Annotated in this window: 17 protein-coding genes; 3 read left to right on the top strand and 14 right to left on the bottom strand. The window is 56.5% G+C overall.

The window, feature by feature from the left end:
• Positions 1-20: 20 nt before the first annotated feature.
• Together ACZ5FM_RS18600 and ACZ5FM_RS18595 are read right to left on the bottom strand one after the other, a co-directional pair.
• Positions 21-1154, bottom strand: coding sequence for an ABC transporter ATP-binding protein (locus ACZ5FM_RS18600; RefSeq protein WP_250984400.1), 1134 nt, complete (start codon positions 1152-1154; stop codon positions 21-23).
• Positions 1154-3007 carry an ABC transporter permease gene (locus ACZ5FM_RS18595; protein ID WP_250984605.1) on the bottom strand — a complete coding sequence of 618 codons (1854 nt, stop codon included), beginning with the start codon at positions 3005-3007 and terminating at the stop codon, positions 1154-1156. The genes ACZ5FM_RS18600 and ACZ5FM_RS18595 overlap by 1 nt, the downstream gene beginning before the upstream one ends.
• 547 nt (positions 3008-3554) lie before the next feature.
• Here ACZ5FM_RS18595 and ACZ5FM_RS18590 point away from each other — a divergent pair.
• Positions 3555-4541, top strand: a complete 987-nt coding sequence (locus ACZ5FM_RS18590; protein WP_275643311.1) for a LacI family DNA-binding transcriptional regulator — start codon at positions 3555-3557, stop codon at positions 4539-4541.
• Between the two features lie 14 nt (positions 4542-4555).
• Here the strand turns inward: ACZ5FM_RS18590 and ACZ5FM_RS18585 are convergent, their stop codons facing one another.
• The 9 genes from ACZ5FM_RS18585 to ACZ5FM_RS18545 all read right to left on the bottom strand — a co-directional run bounded on the left by ACZ5FM_RS18585 (position 4556) and on the right by ACZ5FM_RS18545 (position 15890).
• On the bottom strand, positions 4556-6199 hold the full coding sequence (locus ACZ5FM_RS18585; protein WP_464040881.1) for a Na/Pi cotransporter family protein: 1644 nt from the start codon (positions 6197-6199) through the stop codon (positions 4556-4558).
• Between the two features lie 21 nt (positions 6200-6220).
• A complete protein-coding gene (locus tag ACZ5FM_RS18580) occupies positions 6221-7906 on the bottom strand; it encodes a metallophosphoesterase family protein (RefSeq protein ID WP_464040880.1) in 1686 nt (561 codons plus the stop codon).
• 2 nt (positions 7907-7908) lie between these two features.
• The gene (locus tag ACZ5FM_RS18575; protein ID WP_250984396.1) at positions 7909-8508 is read right to left on the bottom strand and encodes a dual specificity protein phosphatase family protein; all 600 of its coding nucleotides are present in this window, start codon (positions 8506-8508) and stop codon (positions 7909-7911) included.
• Positions 8509-8561: 53 nt separating this feature from the next.
• The gene (locus ACZ5FM_RS18570; protein ID WP_464040879.1) at positions 8562-9404 is read right to left on the bottom strand and encodes an inositol monophosphatase family protein; all 843 of its coding nucleotides are present in this window, start codon (positions 9402-9404) and stop codon (positions 8562-8564) included.
• Positions 9405-9525: 121 nt separating this feature from the next.
• The gene (locus ACZ5FM_RS18565; RefSeq protein WP_464040878.1) at positions 9526-10353 is read right to left on the bottom strand and encodes an inositol monophosphatase family protein; all 828 of its coding nucleotides are present in this window, start codon (positions 10351-10353) and stop codon (positions 9526-9528) included.
• A gap of 28 nt (positions 10354-10381) precedes the next feature.
• Positions 10382-11443, bottom strand: coding sequence for an ABC transporter ATP-binding protein (locus ACZ5FM_RS18560; RefSeq protein ID WP_464040877.1), 1062 nt, complete (start codon positions 11441-11443; stop codon positions 10382-10384).
• Positions 11440-13671, bottom strand: coding sequence for an ABC transporter permease (locus ACZ5FM_RS18555; RefSeq protein ID WP_464040876.1), 2232 nt, complete (start codon positions 13669-13671; stop codon positions 11440-11442). The genes ACZ5FM_RS18560 and ACZ5FM_RS18555 overlap by 4 nt, the downstream gene beginning before the upstream one ends.
• A gap of 87 nt (positions 13672-13758) precedes the next feature.
• Positions 13759-14784, bottom strand: coding sequence for an ABC transporter substrate-binding protein (locus ACZ5FM_RS18550; RefSeq protein WP_259148676.1), 1026 nt, complete (start codon positions 14782-14784; stop codon positions 13759-13761).
• Between the two features lie 113 nt (positions 14785-14897).
• The gene (locus tag ACZ5FM_RS18545) at positions 14898-15890 is read right to left on the bottom strand and encodes an ABC transporter substrate-binding protein (RefSeq protein ID WP_464041051.1); all 993 of its coding nucleotides are present in this window, start codon (positions 15888-15890) and stop codon (positions 14898-14900) included.
• Positions 15891-16129: 239 nt separating this feature from the next.
• On the opposite strand from ACZ5FM_RS18545, the gene ACZ5FM_RS18540 reads away from it, so the two are divergent.
• A complete protein-coding gene (locus tag ACZ5FM_RS18540; protein WP_192489858.1) occupies positions 16130-16870 on the top strand; it encodes a response regulator transcription factor in 741 nt (246 codons plus the stop codon).
• Positions 16867-18987: a sensor histidine kinase gene (locus ACZ5FM_RS18535; RefSeq protein ID WP_464040875.1), complete on the top strand. Its 2121-nt coding sequence runs from the start codon at positions 16867-16869 to the stop codon at positions 18985-18987. Before ACZ5FM_RS18540 ends, ACZ5FM_RS18535 begins: the two co-directional genes overlap by 4 nt.
• A gap of 55 nt (positions 18988-19042) precedes the next feature.
• Here ACZ5FM_RS18535 and ACZ5FM_RS18530 read toward each other — a convergent pair whose 3' ends face one another.
• From ACZ5FM_RS18530 to ACZ5FM_RS18520, 3 genes are all read right to left on the bottom strand, one after another.
• On the bottom strand, positions 19043-19768 hold the full coding sequence (locus ACZ5FM_RS18530; protein WP_275643319.1) for an SDR family oxidoreductase: 726 nt from the start codon (positions 19766-19768) through the stop codon (positions 19043-19045).
• A gap of 32 nt (positions 19769-19800) precedes the next feature.
• Positions 19801-21435: an FGGY-family carbohydrate kinase gene (locus tag ACZ5FM_RS18525; RefSeq protein ID WP_464040874.1), complete on the bottom strand. Its 1635-nt coding sequence runs from the start codon at positions 21433-21435 to the stop codon at positions 19801-19803.
• A gap of 78 nt (positions 21436-21513) precedes the next feature.
• Positions 21514-22245 carry an SDR family oxidoreductase gene (locus tag ACZ5FM_RS18520; RefSeq protein WP_464040873.1) on the bottom strand — a complete coding sequence of 244 codons (732 nt, stop codon included), beginning with the start codon at positions 22243-22245 and terminating at the stop codon, positions 21514-21516.
• Positions 22246-22278: the final 33 nt, after the last annotated feature.

Below are 22278 nucleotides of genomic sequence, written 5' to 3'. Positions count from 1 at the left end.
GCCCCAATGATCAGTGAATTTCAGTTGTAACTATTCTTCCTCAGCACCGTGTCCGCCTCGTTGACCCGACGCCCATCCGCGTCGAAGACATGCAGGGCTTCCGGCGGCGCGTGCACAAATACCCGCTCGCCGCTGTCGATCCGTGGCAGGGCATGCGTCGTCAAAAACAGCGTGTGGTTCTGGCTCTTCAATTCGAGGATCCAGCTGCCACCGGTTGGCAGTACGCCAGTGACGGTCATCTCCACGCCGAAATTGTTTTCGGGCACAGACTTCTGTTTTGAGGTGTATTCCAGCGCTTCCGGCCGGATACCAACCGAACCGATGCCGCGCAGTTTCGGGTAATTCTTCGCGAAATAGGCTTCGGCCTTGTCGGCAATGTCAGACACGCCCGGTTTGCCGAAGGTCAGAATATTAATTGGCGGGCTACCGACGAATTCGGCAACGAACCGGTTTGCCGGACGATCATAGATATCGTTTGGCGTACCCATCTGCTGCAATGTGCCTTCGTTCATCACAGCAATCGTCGTTGCCAGTGTCATCGCTTCCCACTGGTCATGGGTCACGAAAACAATCGTCGTCTTGAATTCGTTGTGCAGGCGTTTCAGCTCGGCACGCATTTCAAGTCGCAGGCGCGCATCAAGGTTGGACAAAGGCTCATCGAGCAAAAGCACGCCCGGATTGACCGCCAGCATACGAGCCAGCGCAACACGCTGTTGCTGACCACCGGACAGCTGCGACGGGTAACGATCACGATACTTGGCAATATCGAGAGCCTGCATGACACGCTCTACCCGCGCTTCGCGTTCGGCCTTCGGCAAGTTGCGCAGTCTCAAACCAAAATCGGTATTGCGCTCGATCGTCAGGTGCGGCCACAGCGCATAGCTCTGGAACACCAGACCCATTTCACGCTTTTCCGGTGGTACAAAGACGCCCTGTTGTACGGAGTCGACCACCCGTTCTCCTACCCTGATCTCGCCACCTGACAGGTTTTCCAGCCCCGCAATCATGCGAAGGGTTGTGGTCTTGCCGCAGCCAGAAGGACCGAGTAGGCACATGAATTCGCCGTCGCGGATTTCCAGATCAAGATCGGCAACCGCGTTTGCGGAGTTCACACCATAGTTTTTCTGCGCGCCGCGCAGGTTGATTGTAGGCATTAGCTTCCAAGTCCTTCTGCAAGATTTGTGCGTGTCAGCTTCTGGGCCAACAGCGTGCCGAAATAGGCAATTGCGGCAATGATCAGCACCACGGCATTGGCTGCCTGTGTGTAGTGGTAGTCGACCAGTCGCAGGGAAAAGGTGGTCAGAACATCAGTGCTCGGTACCGCCAGGATCACGAAGAGGCTGAGGCCCTTGATGCCCGAGATGAAGGGCAGCAGCACGCCGGTGACCAGTGAGCCCTTCTGAATCGGGATCACGATGGAGATCATGCGGCGGAACCAGCCGGCACCAGCAACCTGTGCCGCTTCTTCCGGATCCTTGCCCAGCTGCGTCATGGCGGAAATACCGGCACGCGACGCATAGGGCATCTGATCGGCAATCAGCGCCAGTATCAGGATGGTCACTGTGCCATAAAGCGCAGGCATGGGTCCACGCGGTACCGCAAACAGCGACAGATAGGCCGCCGCAAAGGCAATGCCCGGCACCAGATACGGCAGGAAGGTTACCTGACGCAAATAGACCGACAGACTACGCACTGGTGTACGGATAACTACGTAGCCGACCAGCAGACCAAGAACACCTGAAGTCAGTGATGCGAAACCAACGATCATCATGGTGTTTTTGGCAGCCGCCCACAGATCAGGGCTCAACAGCACGCCTGTTTGCAGCGCAACCGTATGCAGGTTGGTGCCGATCCAGTAATCGAGGGTGAAGTTGTCGAAGGTGAAACGCGCAGGCACCTTCATGACAGTCGACAGAACCAGCGTGAGCAACGGCATGCCAACGCTCAGGATAAAGACGGCCGCAGCAAACCCGGTTGCCGGAAGGCGAAGTTTGCCGAGGCGGTTCTGGCGGTTCATTGATCCCTTGGAACCGATAGTCACGAAACGACGTGCTTCCCGCACCAGCCGTGCATCAATCATCAAGGTGATGATACCGATCAACATGATCGATGCGGCAACCACACCGGCGACACCCGTCTGGCGCGAGGCGATACTGCGGAACAACGACGTTGACAGCACTTCGAACTTCACTGGCAGACCCAGAACGTAGGGCACACCAAACTCGCCAAGGCACTTTGCAAAAATCAGCACCATGGATGACAGAAGCGCCGGGCGCATCAGCGGCATGATGATCTGGATGGCGACCTGATAACGACGCGCACCGAGAATACGGGCCGAGTCCTCAAGCTGCGAGTCAAACCGGCGCAGGGCAGAACCAAACAGCAGGATGACAAACGGCGTATAATGAAGCGCCAGAATGATGGTGATTGGAAAACGCCCATAGGCAACCCAGTCCGGCGGCGTCAGGCCCATGGCCTCAAACCAGCCGGGCTGGCCGCCCACGGTGCGGTTTTTAAACAGGGTTGTCCAGGCCAGTGCGAATGTCCATGCAGGCAGCATGTAAGGCACGATCAGCGCAGTCGCGAACCAGCGACGGCCAAACATGTCGGTGCGGCTGATCAGCCAGGCCAACACGGTGCCAATTACCAGCGACAGGGAAATTGCGCCTAGCGCCACTGTCAGCGTGTTGGCCAGCGGCCGCCAGAACAGGTCCGTTGCGACCGGCGAGAAAAACGCCCGGTCGAGATAATACATCGTGAGATCGCCGACATCCTTGCCAAGTCGGCGCTCGTGACCGAACTGCACCCGAACCGAATCCAGCACGATGGATATGATCGGCACGACAATCAGATAGGTGAACAGCAAGGCGGTCAAAACGCCGATCAATGTCGTCGGCTCTCGCAGCGCAATCTTCAGCCGATAGCGCCAAGCCTGCCACGCTGAAGGTGCACCTATGGCGCGTTGCTCCACCGCATCGGCTTTGTTTGTGTCACTTAGAAGAGCCATCATTCCTCCCCAGGCCTTCCATTGCGATGTCATGCGCCACTCGATGAAAAGCGCGCAAAATCCCTCCACCCAAATCGCGTAAATACGATTTTGGGCACTGTGGGCATCAGCAATGTATTCAATCCTCCCAACGGGACTCCCGACCCGTCAGCCTTGGTAAACGCCCAATCAGGGGCGCTCCTGCTTATCCAAGGCATGGATTTTGAGCCCCGATGCCTTCGACTATGGTTGGATGATCAATCCTCATGAAGGTTTTGTCAACGATAAAATTGCACACGTGATCAATATTATAATTAATTGATTTTGCTTGATTATTTTATGTATATTTTGGATATTTATTGCACACGTGATCAGAGGGAAAGCCCGTCAGATAAAAATGACATCACGCGTGTCTGTGACAGAGTTGAACAGAGACGTCACAATGGACGTGCCGGACCACGCGTTACGAGAAATTCTCGCACCACAAACGCGTGTTTCGACATTTTGGGGATTGGAAAAACCCCAACTTTGTGGCCTGTGATGAAGTGAAAAATATCAGGGGGAATGCATGGCCCGAGGCTTTGTAACGGCGGAAGAAGTGGCAAAACGGGCTGGCGTATCTCGCTCGGCCGTATCACGAACATTCACCCCGGGCGGCAGCGTGTCGAAAGCGGTGCGCAAGAAGGTTCTGAAAGCGGCGCAAGATCTTGGCTACCGCGTCAATCGTCTGGCGCAGGGTTTGAACAATGATCGCTCCAATCTCATTGGTGTGGTCGGTGCCAATCTCAGTTCGCCGTTCATTTCCAAACAACTCGATGCTTTAAGCCTTGCGCTTTTGCGTCGTGGTTCACAGTGCCTTCTTTTGAACGCCGCGGATGCACGCAAAGATATCGCACCGCTGATCGAACTGCTTTTTGAGTTCCGTGCGCAGGCAATCGTTGTACTGTCAGGTGAACCACCGGCCTCGATCGTGGATGAATGTATTGCCAATGGCGTGCGTCTTATCCTGATCAACCAGAGCATGGACCGCACTGACACCAATATCGTTCTCAGTGACGATTCACATGGCGCCGATCTGGCGGCAATGCGGCTGCGGACTGCGAAATGCAAAAAAGTCGCCGTCGTCACCAGTGGCAGCCAGACCCCGGCACAGCTTCGCCGCGCCAAGGCCTTTACCAAACGGATGGACAGCGAAGGTATTGAAGTTGTCAGCTGGTCTAACGGCCCAACCAGTTATGACAGCGGTTATCAGGCCGGTTGTGAATTGCTGAAAGACAAGGATATAGATGGCGCATTCTGCGTCACCGACCTGCTGGCGCTCGGTTTTCTCGACGCCGCCCGATTGGAAATGAAGCGCCGCGTACCGCAGGATCTTTCGGTTGTCGGTTTTGACGACATCCCCCAGGCCGGCTGGAAAAGTTATCAGCTCACCACCATCGCCCAGTCCTTTGATGCGCTGACTGAAAAGGTTTTGACCGCGCTCGACAGCGACGAACCGGAAACCAGATTGCAGGTCGTACCGGTCAGCATGGTGGAGCGGACAACCGCCCGTTAACTGGCTTTCATACCTTAATTGACTTGCCGGATACGGCTTTCGTTAAGCAGGCCGCTATCATCGAGAATGGGAAGCGCCACCGCCACGACATGGGCATTGATGCGCTTGAGGTCTCGCAACAAATCGAGATGCAGAGAACTCGTCTGGATACTGTCGGCCCTGCCGTCCCGCAGGCGCTGCAAATGGCGGGCGGATGACTGCTTTTCCAGTCGACGAACATCTTCCTTCACTTCGACGAGACGGCGCGCCAGTTCAGAATTTTTCGTCGAAAAAACCGTCTGGGCCATGCGCAGATTGTCGAGCGTGATGGTGAACAGGCGCAGCAATTCCTGCTGGCCGTCTTCAGAGAATGTCAAACCAAGGCTAACCTTCTTGGCAATTTCCGGCCGGATGCCCTTTTCGATGATGTCGCCGATATGCTCAAGATTGATTGCATATTCAACGATATCCATTGAACGACGATAATCCTCATCGCTCAACTGCCCCTGCCCGACCCGCGACACAAACACCTTGATTTCATGCTGAATTCGGTCGACGCGCCCTTCAAGAGCACTGATTTCACTCAGTTGCGAAAGGTCGTTACGGCGCATTGCTTCTGCAGCTTGACGCAACATGCGCTCAACCAGATCGCCAACCAGCATCACTTCGCGGCTGGCACCCGCAAGAGCTGCAACCGGCTGGTCGAGATCATGACTATCAAGGAAGCTGCGATGATCATCGCCGGTTTTTTTGTCCGGCAGGATGGCCGCCGTCAGTCGCAAAATGAACGGTGACAATGGCCAGGCAATCAGCGCCACGGCAATGTTGAACAGAAGATGCGCATCAACTGCGAGCTGCTGGTGCGAAAAATAGGGAAGTTCCAAAATCGCGGCACCATAACCAGCAAGTGGCATGGCAATGGCGCAACCAATGGCGCGAATGATGAGGTTGCCAATCGTCACACGCCTTGCGGCAATCGATGCCTTCATGGTTGCCAGAACTGGCGGCACGGCACCGCCGAGATTAGCGCCAAGCACCAGCACAATCACCAGACTGGAATCGATACTGCCGCTCGCAGCCAAAGACAGGATCAGAATAACGACCGCGAGGCTGGACGACGCCAGCACAGCAAGACCTGCTGAAAACATCAAAGCAACCGGCCAGGCATTACCCAGCATGGTGATGAAAAGATTGAGTACTGGCGACTGACGCAGCGGATCGGTGGCCGCAGACAGCAAATGCAGCGACAAGAGCATGAGACCGACACCAACAAGCGCCGTGCCAGCGCCCTGCTTGGCTGACGAGGTCATGCGCATCAACACGACACCGGCCAGGATCAGCAGCGGCGACAACCAACCGAGACCCAAGGCAACGATCCACGCCGTGGTCGCTGTTCCAATGTTTGCACCAAGCATGACGATCTGCGCCATTGCTGGCACGATCATGTCCTTCTCAACGAAGGATGCGACCATCAGGGCGGTGGCTGTCGAGCTTTGCAGCGCAACGGTTGCAAGGAAACCGGCGGCAAATGAACGAGGGCCGCTTCGTGTGCCGGCAGCAAGGCCGGTCCGCAACTTTGCACCCAGCGCTCTAGACATGCCGTCCTTGATCTGACGCAGACCAAAGAGCAGCAGAGCGACTGCGCCAAACAGGTTGATGCTTACGATGGCCGATTCCATGCACTCACCTCATATCGACAATTATGCCGGCACGACGTCGCCAACCGTCGGGATCGACAGAACCAGATTCTGCGCTCCTCCTTCGGCACGATCAAGAAAAAGCCCGAGAGCCCCGAAGAATATCCCAAGGAAACTCGAGAGAGAGCCGTCATGAACTCCGGGAGCCCGCCCGAACCTCAAGGCCAGCGAACGGTAGAGCATCAACCTTTCCGGCTCGATATGCGACAAAGCCAGCGACGCCCCCTGTCGCAGACAGTACCAATCTGCAATCAATTCAAACATCGGCAGATCAGCCAAGCCGTCAAACCGGACAGGCACGGTGTCATCCATGACACCAAGCGAGGAGACCACGTCCAGCACGAGCCTGTTGCCGATTGCCGCAACGATATCTGCAGGCCATTCCTTGACGAAATAACGATGCCGCACCAAAGCGCGTTTGTGATGCCGCAGGAAGTCACCATAGTGACCGGCGGTAAAGGCCAGATCAGGCTGTTCGCCGCGGATATCGGTCTCTCGACCATATCCTTGCGATAGGAGATCGTTGACGGGCAAGTCTGACATTTCAACGGTTTCAACCGCAACCTCAGTCATCGAGGCATGTACAACCTTGAAGGCTGGCGGAAAAGCCACCAGTGACGGGACCGCAACATTGGTCAGGCTCCGACCGGAGGCTCCTCGTCTCGTCACACCTTCCACATGCAGATGGCCACTGAAATGAACCGTGACGCCAGCGGCGAGCAATGCATCCTCGACAGCCTTCACAGGCGTGCGCCGTACGACATTGGTTTCGCCGAATAATACCGCCTCGGCACCGGAAGCTCCGTCAAACGGATCGAGCGCCGGGTAATGCGAGAACGCCAGAAGCGTCTTGCCCTGCTGCTTTGCCCGTTGGCTGACATCAGCAATCCAATTCAGAATGAAGCGTTTGGACCTGAGCATCGCATTCCAGCCGCCAGACGTGCTGTCGGTAAAGGCAGCCTCCTCGCCACGCTCGAACTGCCCGTCCAGCGGTTCAAATACATTGGCGTCGATCATCAACAACCAAAGGCCCGGCTCCGGTTCAACAAGATAGGAGGCGTCCATCAGGCGATAGACATTGCTGCCATCAGGCGAGGTCACGGTATAAACCCGGTCGTCGGCAGCATCGCTTGTGCCGAAGGGTGTCTCCCAGTGCAGATATTCCGGACGACGAAAATAACCGAATGCCGCCATCGGGTTCAGGCCCGATGGATAGCCTTCACAATACATGGCATCGCTGAACGCCACACAGTCATCAATCGTGCTTGGATTGCTTGTTATCGACAGGCTCCGTCCCGCCTCCCCCAAGAATTCCTTTTGATGATGGCGACCTTGCGGGCCAAAAATGTCGTGGTTGCCCGGCAGGGCGTAAAAGGCAGTGCCATGGGTATCGGTATGGGCCTGTAGCAAACCGCGCAACGTTTCCGTCGTGGCACGCTGACCGTCATCGGTATAATCGCCAAGCAGCACAACATGGCGGATGTTGCGGGCAGCCACCTGATCAAGGGCAGCGCGCAGCGCGTCCGCACTTTCGTTAAAAACGCGGGTCGATTGGCGTGTATCTGACCAGCTTCGCATGGTCAGTTGCTGGCCATCCACATTGATACCGGTAAAGCCAAAATCTGCCGAGGTATCATGAAAATGTGCGTCTGCGATAACAGCGACCGGCGGGAAATGTCTTACACCCATGATCAAGCCTTCTTTCGGCCTTCGACGAGATCAATCCAGTCGGATGCACGCCGCGCCGCTTCATAAAGGCTCGGTTTCGGGGTTTCAAACCACTCGTCCGGACGCAATTCGCGTCGCTCACGGATGACTGCAACAGCATCATCAAGCGTCGGATAAAGTTCAGGCTGTTGTTTGTGGAGAAACAGCGCCACCAGAGACACCGACCGGCTGCGACCACTACGGCAGTTGACGAGTACATTGCCGCCATCGGGGAACGGATAGGTCGCCCGTTTCGGCATGGTCTGGCGCAGAGCCCCATCCAGAATATAGTAGGCACCCAGCATCATCGTATCGGGGCTTCCCTCCCCGTCGATCAGGCCAAGTTTGTAATAACGGATATCGCCGTAACCGGTGGCGAGAAGATCACCGTCCTCGTCGGCGCCCCGCACCAGATTGATGTCCAGATTGACGGCGCAATTGACAACCGTGGTAATGCCGTGGCGACGCAGCAGACCAATATCGCGCGCGCCATCACTACCACCGATATAAAGCGTGGCATTGTGCGGCCCGAGACCTTCGGCAATCTTGCTGATTGCGGGTCTTGCATAAACCGGTCCGTCCATAATCCATTCCTCCATACCGGCGCTTGCGCCGTCATTCATCTTTGCAAATTTATTCAGGCGACCGACGAAACCGGTCTCGCGCCGCTCGCTTCAACCACCGCCAGCGGAATGGCGGATGCCTTGCTTACGCCTGCTGCGACGCCTCGCGCGGCGGCCAGAACTGCTCCGCCATCACGAAGACTGCCAATTTCCAGGAACGGGCAGACATCGCCTCCACCCTCACTGACCAACAGCAGTCCGGCAAGGCAGTCCCAGGAATTCATATGTAGCTCAAGATAACCGTCTGACCGGCCATCCGCGACATAGGCCAGAGCAAGTGCGCCTGATCCGGCACGTCGGACATTGGTCCCCATATCGAGCAGATTTTTGACGACACCGAGATAGGTATCGTTGGATACCCGTGTCGACCATCCCATTTCGATGGACGCGGCATCGAAACGCTGGGTTCCGGATGCACTGATCGGCTTGCCATTGAGTGTCGCGCCTTCGCCGCGAACGGCGAAATAAAGCTCGTCTAGCGCCGGGTTGTAGATGGCCCCAATTTCTGTTCGACCATCTTCAACATAGGCAATCGAAATGCAGAAATGCGGGATGCCCCGTGCAAAGTTGGCAGTCCCGTCGACAGGGTCCACGACCCAGACCTTGGCACCGATATTTCCGCCACCCTCTTCACCAAAGAAGGTATCATCCGGGAAATGTTTTTCAATCATGCTGCGGATATGCGCCTCGGAAGCAGCATCCGTCACGGTGAGAAAATCCTGTGGACCCTTCATCGAAACACTGCGCTCGGCCTCACCATGAAAACCCTTAAGAACCAGCTCTCCGGCAGAGCGGATGACCGCACGGCAGAGATCGGCGCGAGCCTGAAGCGTATCGGCGTAATGCAAGCTTTCCACGAGATCACCATCAAATCGATTTGAACACGCGTGCAATATTGCACACGTGTTCATTGATTGCAAGCAAGCAGCAGCGCTTGATATCGCCAATCCTGTGAATGACTATCTCCCGTTCCTGGCCCTACGCAACGGCTGCAGCGGGCGTGACGTAGCACGTGTTGTGCAGCGCTATCAGCTCATCATAGGCAGAGACATTGCCAGCCAGAACCGGATGGCCGCTCAGCAGCGCTTCACCTTCTGCCGGGAATGGCATAAAGCGGCCACCGGCTTCTTTCACGAGGCAAAAACCGGCCATGCAGTCCCAGGCGCGCATATAAGGTTCGTAGTATCCCACGAGGCGTCCGGCCGCGACATAGGCCAGCATCAGGGCACCCGAACCGTTGCGGATAAAACTGCCGCCACGGGCGAGCAGATCGGTGATGATCGAGCCAACCAGTTCCGGCGTCACCATGGTGTTGGAACTGATACCGGTCATTGAATTCTGGATGGTGCGGCTTGGATCAAGTTTGAGCGATTTACCGTTTAACGTCGCACCCATGCCATCTGCTGCGGCGTAGGTTTCGTTCATGCAAGGCACCTGAATGACACCGATCACTGGCACACCACCACGCAACACGGCAATCGATACACACCATGTTGGCAAGCCGTTGACAAAGGGCGCCGTGCCATCGATCGGATCAACCACCCAGGTGTAACCCGATGTTCCGTCCTGCAGACCAAATTCTTCACCCAGAAAGCTGTCTTCCGGAATGGCCGCGAGCACCCTTTCACGTAGAAAGGTTTCGACATTACGGTCGGCAATCGACACGACGTCCTGAAGATCGCGTTTGGTCTCGACAACAAGCGTATCGCGCTTGTTGAAGTAATCGAGCGCCAAGGCGCCCGCTTCTACGGCCAGAGACTTCGCCAGTTCGAAGCGTTGATCTAGGCCGATATCATGCTTGGTCATTTCATCATTCCTATGCACTTGGTTGAATTCAAGATTGGATCAAGGCAATGCCGCGGCTTTTGAACCCGAGCGTCACATCACTGGCCGGCGGAAGGCTGGTTTCAACCGCATGATCGATGATGAACAGCGTGCCGACATCCGTCTCGACCTCATACTCGACATGACCGCCCAGATATGCGCTGTGCAGCACCCGACCGGCCAACCCTTGACCGCCGGGTTGCCCGATCGAAATAGAACCGGGGCGAACAGCCAGTTGTGCCGTTCCGGTTTTTGCATCACGAGCCGGTATACGATGATCGACACCACCGACCCGGATCAGCGCATTTGGACCTTCGATACCAACCACTTCGCAACCAATGACATTCGCTTCGCCCATAAAGTCGGCAATGAAGGATGAAGCTGGCGCTTCATAAAGTTCGCGTGGCGAGCCCGATTGTGCGATCTCGCCATCTTTCATCACGATGATGCGGTCGGAGACCGCCAGCGCCTCGTCCTGATCATGCGTCACGTAAACCGCCGTAAAACCCAGACGCTGCTGCAGCTCACGAATTTCAGTACGGACCCGGCGGCGCAGACGCGCATCAAGGTTGGAAAGTGGCTCATCAAGCAGCAGCACCTGTGGTTCAAGCACCAGCGCGCGGGCAACAGCAACACGCTGTTGCTGACCGCCTGAAAGCTCGGCGGGAAGACGGTGACCCATACCCGCAAGACCAACCAGTTTCAGGCCTTCTTCAGCCTTTTCCCGCGCCTCTGCTTTACGTAACCCTGAGGATTGCAGGCCATAAGCGACATTGTCGAGCGCGGTCATATGCGGGAACAGGGCATAGGACTGGAAGACCATGGAAACGTCACGTTCATTGGCAGGCAGCATGGTGACATCCTTGCCGCCAATCAAGATGCGTCCAGCGGTCGGGTGTTCAAGACCCGCCAGCATGCGCAGCGTTGTCGTCTTGCCGCAACCGGATGGACCAAGCAGTGTCACCAGCGTTCCCGGCTCAATGGTGAGGGACAGGTCTTGAATGGCAACGAAGGAACCAAAGGTCTTGCGAACATTTTGAAAGATAACGGAACCGGGTTTTACGGAAATCATGCTGTTTTCTCCTGAGACAGAGGAACGGAGTTTGCTGGCTGCAGGCCTGCGACACGGTTTTCACGTCGCAAACGACGCTCGCCGACCAGCAGCTGGAAGCCGGTAATGACCGTGATCATCACCACGATGAGCATTGAGGAGTAGGCAATGGCCACGCCATATTCACCGTTCTCAACGAGACCGACGATGTAGGAGGTTGCCATGTTGTATTCCGCGCTGACGAGGAAAATCACGGCGCTGATCGAGGTGATCGCACGCACGAAGGAGTAGACCAGCGCCGCCGTGATGGCCGGACGCAGCAATGGCAGGATGACCTTTCTGATGGTGCGGAAACTGTCGGCCCGCAACGTCAGCGACGCTTCATCAAGGCTCTTGTCGAGCTGGCTCATCGCTGCAATGCCGCCGCGCACGCCAACTGGCATGTTACGGAAAACAAAACAGGCAATCAGCACCAGAGCCGAACCGGTCAACTCCACCGGAGGCAGGTTGAAAGCCATGATATAGCTAACGCCAATGACCGTACCGGGAATGGCAAAGCTCATCATCAGGGCAAATTCAAAGATATTGCGACCGGCAAATTTCTGTCTGACGATGATATAGGCTGTCAGCAGGCCGACAGCAGCAGTCAGCGGCGCCGAAATCAACGCAATCTCCATGGTCGTCCAGAACGAATTCCAGGCGACACCTGTCCAGGCGATGGAGCCGTTTGCAAAACTGACCGAGAAGGCACGGATATAGTGTGCAAAGGTCAGAGAGTTATCGAGACCCCAGGTCTTCACGAAACCACCGACCAGAATCATGCCGTAAACAACGATGGTGAACAGCATCCACGGAACGACAACCGCGTGTACACCAATCGACAGGCCGCGCGGCAGGGCAATGTGGGCACCGCTGTCGCCCTTTCCGGTAACCGTCGCGAAATTTTTGCCCGAAAGCCAGAAACGCTGGGCAAGGAAAGCCGATAGTGTGAAGCAGAGCAGGATGATAGCCAGAACAGCCGCGCGTGACGGGTCATTCTGCGAACCGACCACCGCAAAGAATATTTCAGTCGACAACACACCATGGCTTCCACCCAGCACAAGCGGATTGCCAAAATCAGCCATACTTTCGATGAAACCAATGAGGAAGGCGTTAGCGAGGCCAGGCTTCATCAGCGGCAGCGACACGCGCCAAAAGGTACGCCAGCGATCGGCCCGCAGCGTCTGCGACGCTTCTTCCATCGATGGGCTTACACCCTCAACAACGCCAATCAGCACGAGGAATGAAATGGGGGTAAAGGACAGAACCTGGGCAATCCAGATGCCGGTCAGGCCATAAAGCCATCGACCCGGCTCTATGCCAAAAAGATCAGACAGTCCCTGCGTGACAACACCGGCGCGGCCAAACAGAAGCGTCAGCGCAAGACCGATCACAAAGGGTGGCGTGATGATCGGCAACACCGTCAGCAGGCGCAGCCCCTTCTTGAACGGAAAACGGGTGCGGGTTGCGACCAGCGCAAAACCAAGCCCAAGCACCGTCGAGCCAAACGCAGTCATCAAAGCGAGGAACAATGTCCGCCACGCGACGCCGCAGCGTTCTTCACCGAGCACACAGCCGAGGCTCCAGATACCTGGATCCTGGATATTGCGGATAAAACCATCGGCATTAAACGAACCGTCAAAGTCCTGAACCGAGGCAATCAGCATGCTGCCAATCGGATAGAACACGAAGACGGTAACGAGGAAAACCAGCACCGAAATCGAACCGACGACAAAGGCATCACCCTTCATCACGCCGCGTTCGGCAAGACCGAAAGCAAACAACAGCACAAAGACCAGCGACATCAAGACGCCACCCGCACCAATCGACGGCTGACCATCGGCCAGCTGGCCAAACAGGGTCTCGCTAATGGTCCATGTCCAACCGGTAAAACCGATCGCCAGTCCCTGTAGGCTAAGGAACAACAGACCTATCGCACCCATCCATGCCAGCAACTTGCCGCGTCGCATTGGATCGGCGATTGGCCTGACAGCACATGCACCAAGGAAGATCAGCGCAATACCAATCAGCCACGGCTTGCCGTAGACAAGAATTTGCAGAACGCCCGGCGCGTTACTGGACGCGGAGAAGAACTCCGAAAACCAGCGAAAACTGTAGAAGCCGCCTTCGATGCGGTACCAGGGGAGAAGAAACAGGGCCACTGCCCCAAGCATCAGGACAACGTCCAGCCTGCGATTGCCACGCGTCATGGCCAACCTCGCTATTTTTATGCTGATGAATGAACTTGAGGCCGATACCCGAACCAAAGGTCGGGGTATCGGCCGTCACGTCTCGGATCAGTTGGCGACAGCGCCGACTTCACGATCCCAACGCTCCAAGAGAGCCTTGCGCTTGACAGGGTCGCCATAGGTCTTGAAGTCGTAGTCAATCAGCTTGATATCCTCGAACTTCGGCGCTTCCTTCGGCACTTCGGCCGTCTTGTTGGACGGCAACTGGAAGGACTTGGCATCCTTCATACGAGACTGCACGTCCGGCTGCAGCGCCCAGTCGTACCAGACCTTCGCATTGTCGAGGTTGCGGGCACCCTTGATGATCGACATGGAGCCGATCTCATAACCGGTACCTTCACATGGCGCGATCGACTTGACCGGGAAGCCTTCTGCCGTCTGCGCCACCGCATCATGCATGAAGACGATACCAACCGCAGTCTCGCCACGCGCAGCCGCCTTGACCGGTGCAGAACCCGACTTGGTGTATTGCGAGATATTGGCGTTGAGCTTCTTCAGATAGTCGATGGCCTGGTCTTCACCCATGATTTGCACCAGCGAAGCGAGTGCCGTGTAGGCTGTGCCGGAGGAATTGGGGTTGGCGATCTGGATTTCGCCCTTCAGTTCCGGTGCCAGAAGATCGGCCCAGCACAGCGGCTCCTTGTAGCCCTTGGACTTGAAGATTTCTGTGTTGTAGCCCCAACCGAGCGCACCGGCGTAAACGCCAACTGTCTTGTAACCGGTGCTTTCTGCCTGTTTCACGGCCCAATCCTGCAACTGGTCAAGCATTGGCGATTTGTATTCCAGCGTCAGGTTTTCAGATGCAGCCTGCATATGCGGATCGCCGGTACCGGCCCACCAGATATCGGTCTTCGGGTTGCGCGCTTCTGCACGAACCTTGGCATAGGTTTCGCCCGACGACAGGCGCACCATGTTGACCTTGATGTCATGGGATTTCTCGAAGTCGCCCTTCATCTGCTCACAGATAACAACGTCAGCCGAGCAAATCAGGTTAAGCTCGCCTGCGGCCTGAGCGCCGGTGGTGGCAAGTGCAGTACCGGCAAAAAGCAGGCTGGTCAGTATAGTCAGTCGCATGGGTATCCTCCTATAGCTTGCGTCTGAATGGGGGACAGCGTTTGAACATGGCGCTGCCGTTCGCAGCACTTGCAGTGCTGCGCTATTTGTTTTTGTTGTTTGAATTGCCGACCCTATTGCGTCGGGTGGATTTCATTGTCGAAGCGGGCTAACAGCCGACTTCGTTCTTCTGGCAGACCGAAGGTGGCAAAGTCATAATCCACCATCTTGATCATCGATATGTCTGGCGCCGTCAGCGGCAGGCTTGCCTTGGCATTGGATGGCACCTGGTTTTGACCTGCGCGAAATCCGGTTGCCTGCCCTTCCGGGCTCAAGGCGTAGTCGACAAAGGCACGTGCAAGAGCCAGATTGGCCGCGCCCTTGATGATGCTGGCCGCACCAATCTCATAGCCGGTCCCTTCACAGGGCGCGACGATGGCCAGCGGAAACCCTTCAATCTTCTGCGTTACCGCATCATGCATGAAGGAAATTCCGATCAACACGTCTCCCCGGGCGGCTGCCTTGACCGGTGCTGAACCTGCCTTGGTGTAGGCAACGACGTTGCGATCCAGTTTCGCCATGAAACTGAAAGCTTCGTCCTCGCCAAACAGCTGCACAAGCGTGGCAAGCAAAGTGAAGGCGGTGCCCGACGAATTCGGATTTCCCGACTGTATATGGCCGCGATAAATATCCTTGGCCAGATCTTTCCAGCAGGTCGGCGCTGGCAGCCCCGCTTCAGCCAGCAGTTCGGTATTGTAGGCAAAACCGAGGGCCCCGGCATAAATTCCGGCAGAGCGTGAACCTGACATCGCATAAAAATTCTGTGCCCAGGGCAACAGATCATGCGGGTTGGCGGGGTGATATTCTTCGAGCAAACCTTCCGAGCTGGCCTGCAAATGGGTATCGCCAGTACCGCCCCACCATACGTCTATGGTCGGATGTGCACGTTCGGCGCGGATCTGATCGAGAATTTCGCCAGTGCTCTTGCGAACCACCGAAATCTCGACACCCATCTTGCTTTCAAATGCCTTTTGCATGGTCACACACCAAGCCTCGTCGACGCCGCACAGGACGTTCAACTTCGACTCGGCCATGCCATGGCCTGCTCCGCACAGCCATACGACCATGCTTGCCGCAAAAGCGGTCACTGCTCTCAATTGAGCCTCCCTGCTTGGAACCTCCCCGTTCCAATCTCCGCATATAGCATGTCAGATACTGCCGCCGCCGCAATCGAAGAATGGTTACCAATCTTTCACCAAAGCGCCCAACAACATGACATTTGTTACAAATATGACATTTCCGATAATCACCGAAGCTTTGAAGATCGCAAAGAGCGTGCTTATGATAGCTGCGGGAGGAATACGCAGTGCTCAATCAGAAGGTAAAGATTCTGATCGTCGAGGACGATCCAGACATGTCCGAACTTATTGCCGATCTGGTCGAGGCTGAGGGTTGGGTGCCGACCTGCGCGCGATCTGCCGAGGAAGCGGACGCAATTTTGGCAACGGACACCATGCAGCTCGTGCTGGTGGACCATAACCTGCCCGGCACATCCGGTCGGACCTTTGCCCAGCGATTGCGTACAAAGGTCGATATCGGCATTGTCATGGTAACGGCAGCGGGCAGCGCCATAGACAGGGTGCTTGGCCTCGAAACCGCCGCCGACGACTATGTGGTGAAACCCTTCGAGCCAATCGAACTGACTGCGCGCATCAAGGCGGTGTTGCGCAGGACCATTCCATCGTTGAAACACGAAAAAGACAGCGAACGAGATCACAGTCGCTCGGCCCTGCATCTCGGGGACTGGGTTTTTGATCATGATGCCCATCAGGCCGTTTGCCTTGTCGATCGTAGCAAGACATTGACAACAGCGGAATTTGCGCTGCTTGAAATCCTGGCGGAAACACCGAACCAGCCGGTCAGTCGCACACAAATCCTCGACCGCCTGGGCTCAGAAAGCGACCGCTACATTGACCGCAATGTCGATGTGCTGGTTCTGCGCTTGCGCCGCAAGATCGAACGAAACCCGGACTTGCCGCGCCACATCAAGACCAGACGCGGCAAGGGTTATGTGCTGCATACCGACGAAGCCGAGCTGTCCCCGTGATCAATCGTTCATTTCTGTCGTCGATTGCGTTCCGCCTGCCTTTTGCGATTGTGTTTATCTGCGTTCTGGTCTTCAGCCTCTCGGCAATCGCCATATATGGTTTGCAAAGGGCCCGTGACGAGATGGCCGCTTACGGTGTGCAGGCATTTTCCAGCCTGGGCAAGGTATCACTGGTTTCGCGGCAGGTGTCGGATCTGGTGTCGAGCGCACCCTTCTTGATGAATGCCGCCTCGCCCTACCGGGTATCCAGCGAAAGCCGCTCGGTGGTGCAGCAGGTTGACAGCCTGCTCTCCATGATAACCTCGAAAGAGGACGAGCGACGCATTCCGGGATTTGCAAGCGACCGAATTGCGGAACTCTTGCAGCAAATTCGCACACAAACTCTCGATCTGGTCAAGGATGCCGATGCAGCGCAGGTTCATAAGGCAGATGCTGCCGCCGCACTTGGCGAAATCGCCACCGGCAAAGGCATTCTGGATCCCAATCTGCGCCAGCGCATGAACGGCATTGTGCAAGCGGCCTCAACCTCTGACAGCCTTTTCCAGCTCGGAGAACTGCGCCGTCGCTATGTCTCGGAAACAACCGACCGTCAGGAAGGATATCCGGGCCAACGCCTAGCAGCATTCGAACTGCTGCATTATGAGCGTGTCTTCAAGGCACAGACTCAGTATCTCCTTGAAATGTTTGCAATACGCGCCTCGGTCGCCAAACTCCACACCGTGTCGCGTGACCTTTCCCACGCCACAGAAACCCAAAGCGATGCAATTGCCCGTGGCCTGAACGAGGATTTGCTTTCCACGTCCGATGCGCTCAGCCGTTTGCTGGTCATCGTCGCGCTTGCGTCCTTCCTGGTGCTGGTCATGGCGGTTTTCTCCATTCGCTCGGTCATGCGTGTCTCACGCGGTATCGTCACGCTGTCGAATGGCATGAACGCGCTGGCCAAGGGTGATAAGGATGTTGGCCCGCCATCCTATCGCGGGCCGGAAACGGAACTGATTCAGCTGCTCGACGCATTTCGCGCGTTTCATGACAGCGTTGATCGTGTCTCACGGCTGCGCCGCACGGCAGAGGCTGCGGCCCGCACCATCCGCTCAACCTTCCGCAACATGAATGAAGGCATCGCGCTGTTTGACCCGAGCGGCCGGCCGATTACCATGAACCGCCGGATTATCGAGCTTGTTGGCCGCTCAGGTTCCTCACGCAAATTGCCATTGCGACGTTTTGTGGAACCCATTCCGGAAATCGATCCGTCCTTGTTGCCATCAGATAGTGACCGCGGCGCGTTGATAGACCGTATCTTTATCCGGCATCGCGTTGACGGGCAGGTCATTGAAGTCTCACTCTCACGCCAGCCGGACGGCGGCATCGTCATGCTGGCGCGTGATGTCACTGCTCTGGACCGCCAGGAAGCCGAAGCCGCAAAGGCCCAGCGACTGGATGGCATCATGCGCATGACCCATCAGGTCAGCCACGAAGTCGGCAACATGATCGGCATCATAACCGGCAGTCTCGGCCTGCTGGAGCGCGAGGCTGGTTTCAATGACCGTCAGAAACGCCATATCACCCGTATTCGCAAGGCCGCCGACCGCGGGCGCTCACTTGCCTCGAGCATGTTGACGGTCGGCAGTCAGCAACCGATCCACGCGCAGCACATCGACGTCGCCAGCTTGCTGCGTGGCATGGCGGATATTCTGGAGATTGCTGTTGGATCGAAATGCCATATTACACTTCATATGAACGAGGAATTGCCAACCATTCCGCTTGACCCTGCCCTTCTTGAGCAGTCGATCCTCAATCTTTGCCTGAATGCCGCCGCAGCAATGCCAAAGGGTGGCCTGATCTCTATCGGCGCTTCATCGGAAAAAGATGTACTGATCATTGATGTGACCGATGAAGGCATCGGAATGACACCCGAAGCGGTCGACAAGGCTTTTGAGCCCTATTTCACAACCCGTGAAGAACATGGTGGAGCGGGCCTTGGCTTGGCAATGGTTTATGGTTTTGTTCGCCAAAGTGGCGGAGAGGCCCGTATCCACTCAACCCTTGGACAGGGCACCTCGATCAAATTGATTTTCCCACTCACACCCTCTCAAACCTTGCACAGCAGCCAAGCCTGACGTCGCTGAGGCGGTAGCTACGATCAGCGCCACGCCTCAACGATTGAGCAGTCCCTCAAACGGCGAGAAAACCGCCATCGACATTGATAACGGCACCATTGACCATGGCCGTATCGGGCGAAAGTAGCGTGGCGATGGTGCGGGCAACGTCATCGGCCTCGGCAAAACGGCCGATCGGATGACGCACCATCATAGGTGCAGACTTTTCCGGATCGCTCCAGGCAGCCATTGCAAGTTCTGTCAGAGTGATGGTTGGCGCAACGGAATTGACCCTTATGCCATAAGGGCCAAACTCCTTGGCCAGCACCCGTGTTGCACCTTCAAGACCGGCCTTGGAGGCTGCGTAACACAAGTGTTCGTTAAAACCGCGATGTCCGGCAATCGAGGTTATGTTGACGATCGCACCGCCACCGCCAACGGCACGGCGGGCACGGCCAAACTCCTGACTGGTGATCAGGGCCGCCCTCAAATTGATGCCCATCACCGCCTCATAGCCCGCTTCGGTCATGTCAAAGCTTGTCTCGAGAACATTGATACCGGCACTGTTGATCAGGAAGTCAGCAGTGCCGGCCTCCGCCATAGCCTTGCGCGTTGCAGCAGGGTCAGCCAGATCAACCGTAATCGAACGACCACCAATCTCGTCACGCAGACTGTCGAGATCCGACGTGGTGCGGCTAAGGGCGATGACTTCGGCACCGCGTTCAGCCATGACACGGGCGCAAGCCCGACCGATGCCTTTGCCTGCGCCCGTGATAATGACCGATGTCCCTGAAAACTGCATGCTGGTTCCTCCCTGATATATGTGCCTGCAACTTAGCCAGAGGCTGCGGGAAACAATGGCTCAATGTCTTTTCGCACCTCACGGGCGAGTGTCTGTATTCTCAGAAATGCCTGGTAACGCGCCTCGTGCAGCGCCCGCGCCGCATCACGCACCGGCTCACTACGCCCTGCCACAGTGGACATGGCGGGCATTGCGGCCTGCAAATCGGGGTAGAGTTTGGCGGCAACAGCCGCCAACATAGCTGCGCCCAGCAAAACCGGCTCCGAGCAGGCCGTGACCTCAACGGGAACTCCCGTTGCGTCAGCGAGAATCTGCCGGGTTAGCGGATGTGTTCCCGCTCCGCCGGAAACAGAGATCGTGGAAACGGAGACGCCGTTTTCGGCCTGCGTTTCGATGATCTGGCGCAGTCCATAACCAAGCCCGCAAAGCCCGGCGACGTACAGTGCGGCAAGATTGTCCGCACCGCTTTCCATGCCAAGCCCCATCACAACGGCGCGTGCATATGGATCGGCAAAAGGTGCGCGATTGCCGAGGAATTCTGGGACTACCTGCAACTGTCCGGCAAGATTTACCGCATCTGACGGTCTGTCGACGCCAGCCAGCACCCGCGCCGCAAGCCATGGCGCCAAGCTGGTACCATCCTGTTTTGCCTCCTGCGACGCCTTGCCCGCGTAGGGATGCAGGCTCAATAACTGATCGATGGCCGCACCGGCGGCCGACTGACCACCTTCATTCAGCCACATGTCGGGCACCATGGCGGAAAAATACGGGCCCCAGACACCCGGCACAAATGTCGGCTCGGCAGTCGTTGTCATGGTGCAGGACGATGTGCCAAACACGTAACCAAGGCAGGATGATGCATCCTGCAAGCCACCTTTTGCCGCCACAGTCCCAACGCCACCGGCATGGGCGTCAATTAATCCTGCCCCGACAGCAATGCCAGCGCGCAGTCCCATCGCATCAGCCGCTTCCTGGTTCAGGCCGTTGCCCAATGGCGTTCCCGGGTGCACGACACTTTGACCAATCCGGCGAAAACCGTCATCAGGAAGGTCATCCAGCCCTATCGTACGGAAATAGGTCTCGTCCCACCTGTCCTCATGCGCCAGATAGGTCCATTTGCAGGTCACGGTGCAGGAAGATCGCTCCAATGCACCGGTCGATTTCCAGGTCAGAAAATCCGTCAGGTCAAAGAAGTGCTTGGCACTGGAATACACCTCAGGCAGATGTTCCTTCAGCCAAAGCAGTTTCGGCGTCTGCATTTCCGGAGAGATAACACCGCCGACATAAGACAGAACCATATGTCCTGTGGCATTGATCCGCCGTGCCTGTTCAAGCGCGCGATGATCCATCCACACGATGATATCGCGTTCAGGATGCGCAGGATCGCCCACTCCGTTGGATGCGCCCTGCACCACCAGTGAGCAGGTAGCATCAAATCCGATCCCGGCCACGGCCGAGGGATCGATCGCCGCCGATGTGACGGCATCACGAACAGCCGTACACACCGCATCCCAAATCTGGGCGCTCGACTGCTCGACATGCCCATCATCATTGCGAAAGATAAGGATGTCATGTTTGGCGGAGGCCAAAAGCGTGCCAACCGCATCAAACACGCCAGCGCGTGCCGAACCTGTGCCAACATCGACACCGATAAAGTAACTGCTCATACGATCCTATCCCTCGCCGGAGTGAAACAGCCAGCCGTGCTATTCAAAGCACGGCTCAGCAAACTAGTCCGACCAGACTCAAACCCGGTCAAAGTTGGTCGGCAAGACCAACATATCGCGGATCGTGACGTTGCGGTTGCGGGTAAGCATGTATTCCACAGCATCTGCAACTTCGCTCGCTTCAATGATGCTGCCGGATTCCTTGGCCTTGCGCAGGTTTTCTTCCGGCCAGTCAGCAAGCAGGGCCGAGAGAACGGGCCCGGGGGAAACCTGGGCCACACGAATGCCATGCGGAATGAGCTGGCGGCGCATGGTCTGAACGAAGCAGGTCACAGCCCATTTCGAACCGGCATAGACCGGTTCCCAATAGGTCGGGAAATGGCCGGCAATCGAGCTGGTGACAATGATGTCACCGGTTTTGCGCGCACTCATATGCGGTACAACTGCATGCACATTCTTCATCACGGCATTGACATTGAGGTTGAGCATGCGGTCGATTTCGTCGGCTGAGGTCTCTGTCAGGTCGCCACCGATGTAGGTTCCGGCATTGCAATAGAGAATGTCGATATGATCGACCTTCTCGAGAATTTCGGGAACCATCGCAGCGCAACTGTCGGCATCCAGCAAGTTGGTGACCTGAGGAATGGCATTTTTACCAAGCTTGGCGACCAGGTCGTTGAGCGCTTTTTCGTTCCAGTCGACGATGACGACCGTGCAGCCATTGGCCAGAAGCTTCTCGGTCGTTGCCAGACCGATGCCGGAAGCGGCGCCTGTTATAACCGCGATTTTGCCTTCCAGTGATTGAGCCATATTATTCTCCTAACGTTATGAAAAGCTGTTGAG

The organism is Agrobacterium sp. 5Ca50, assembly GCF_055381905.1.
This window is presented reverse-complemented; position numbering and strand designations above follow the sequence as displayed.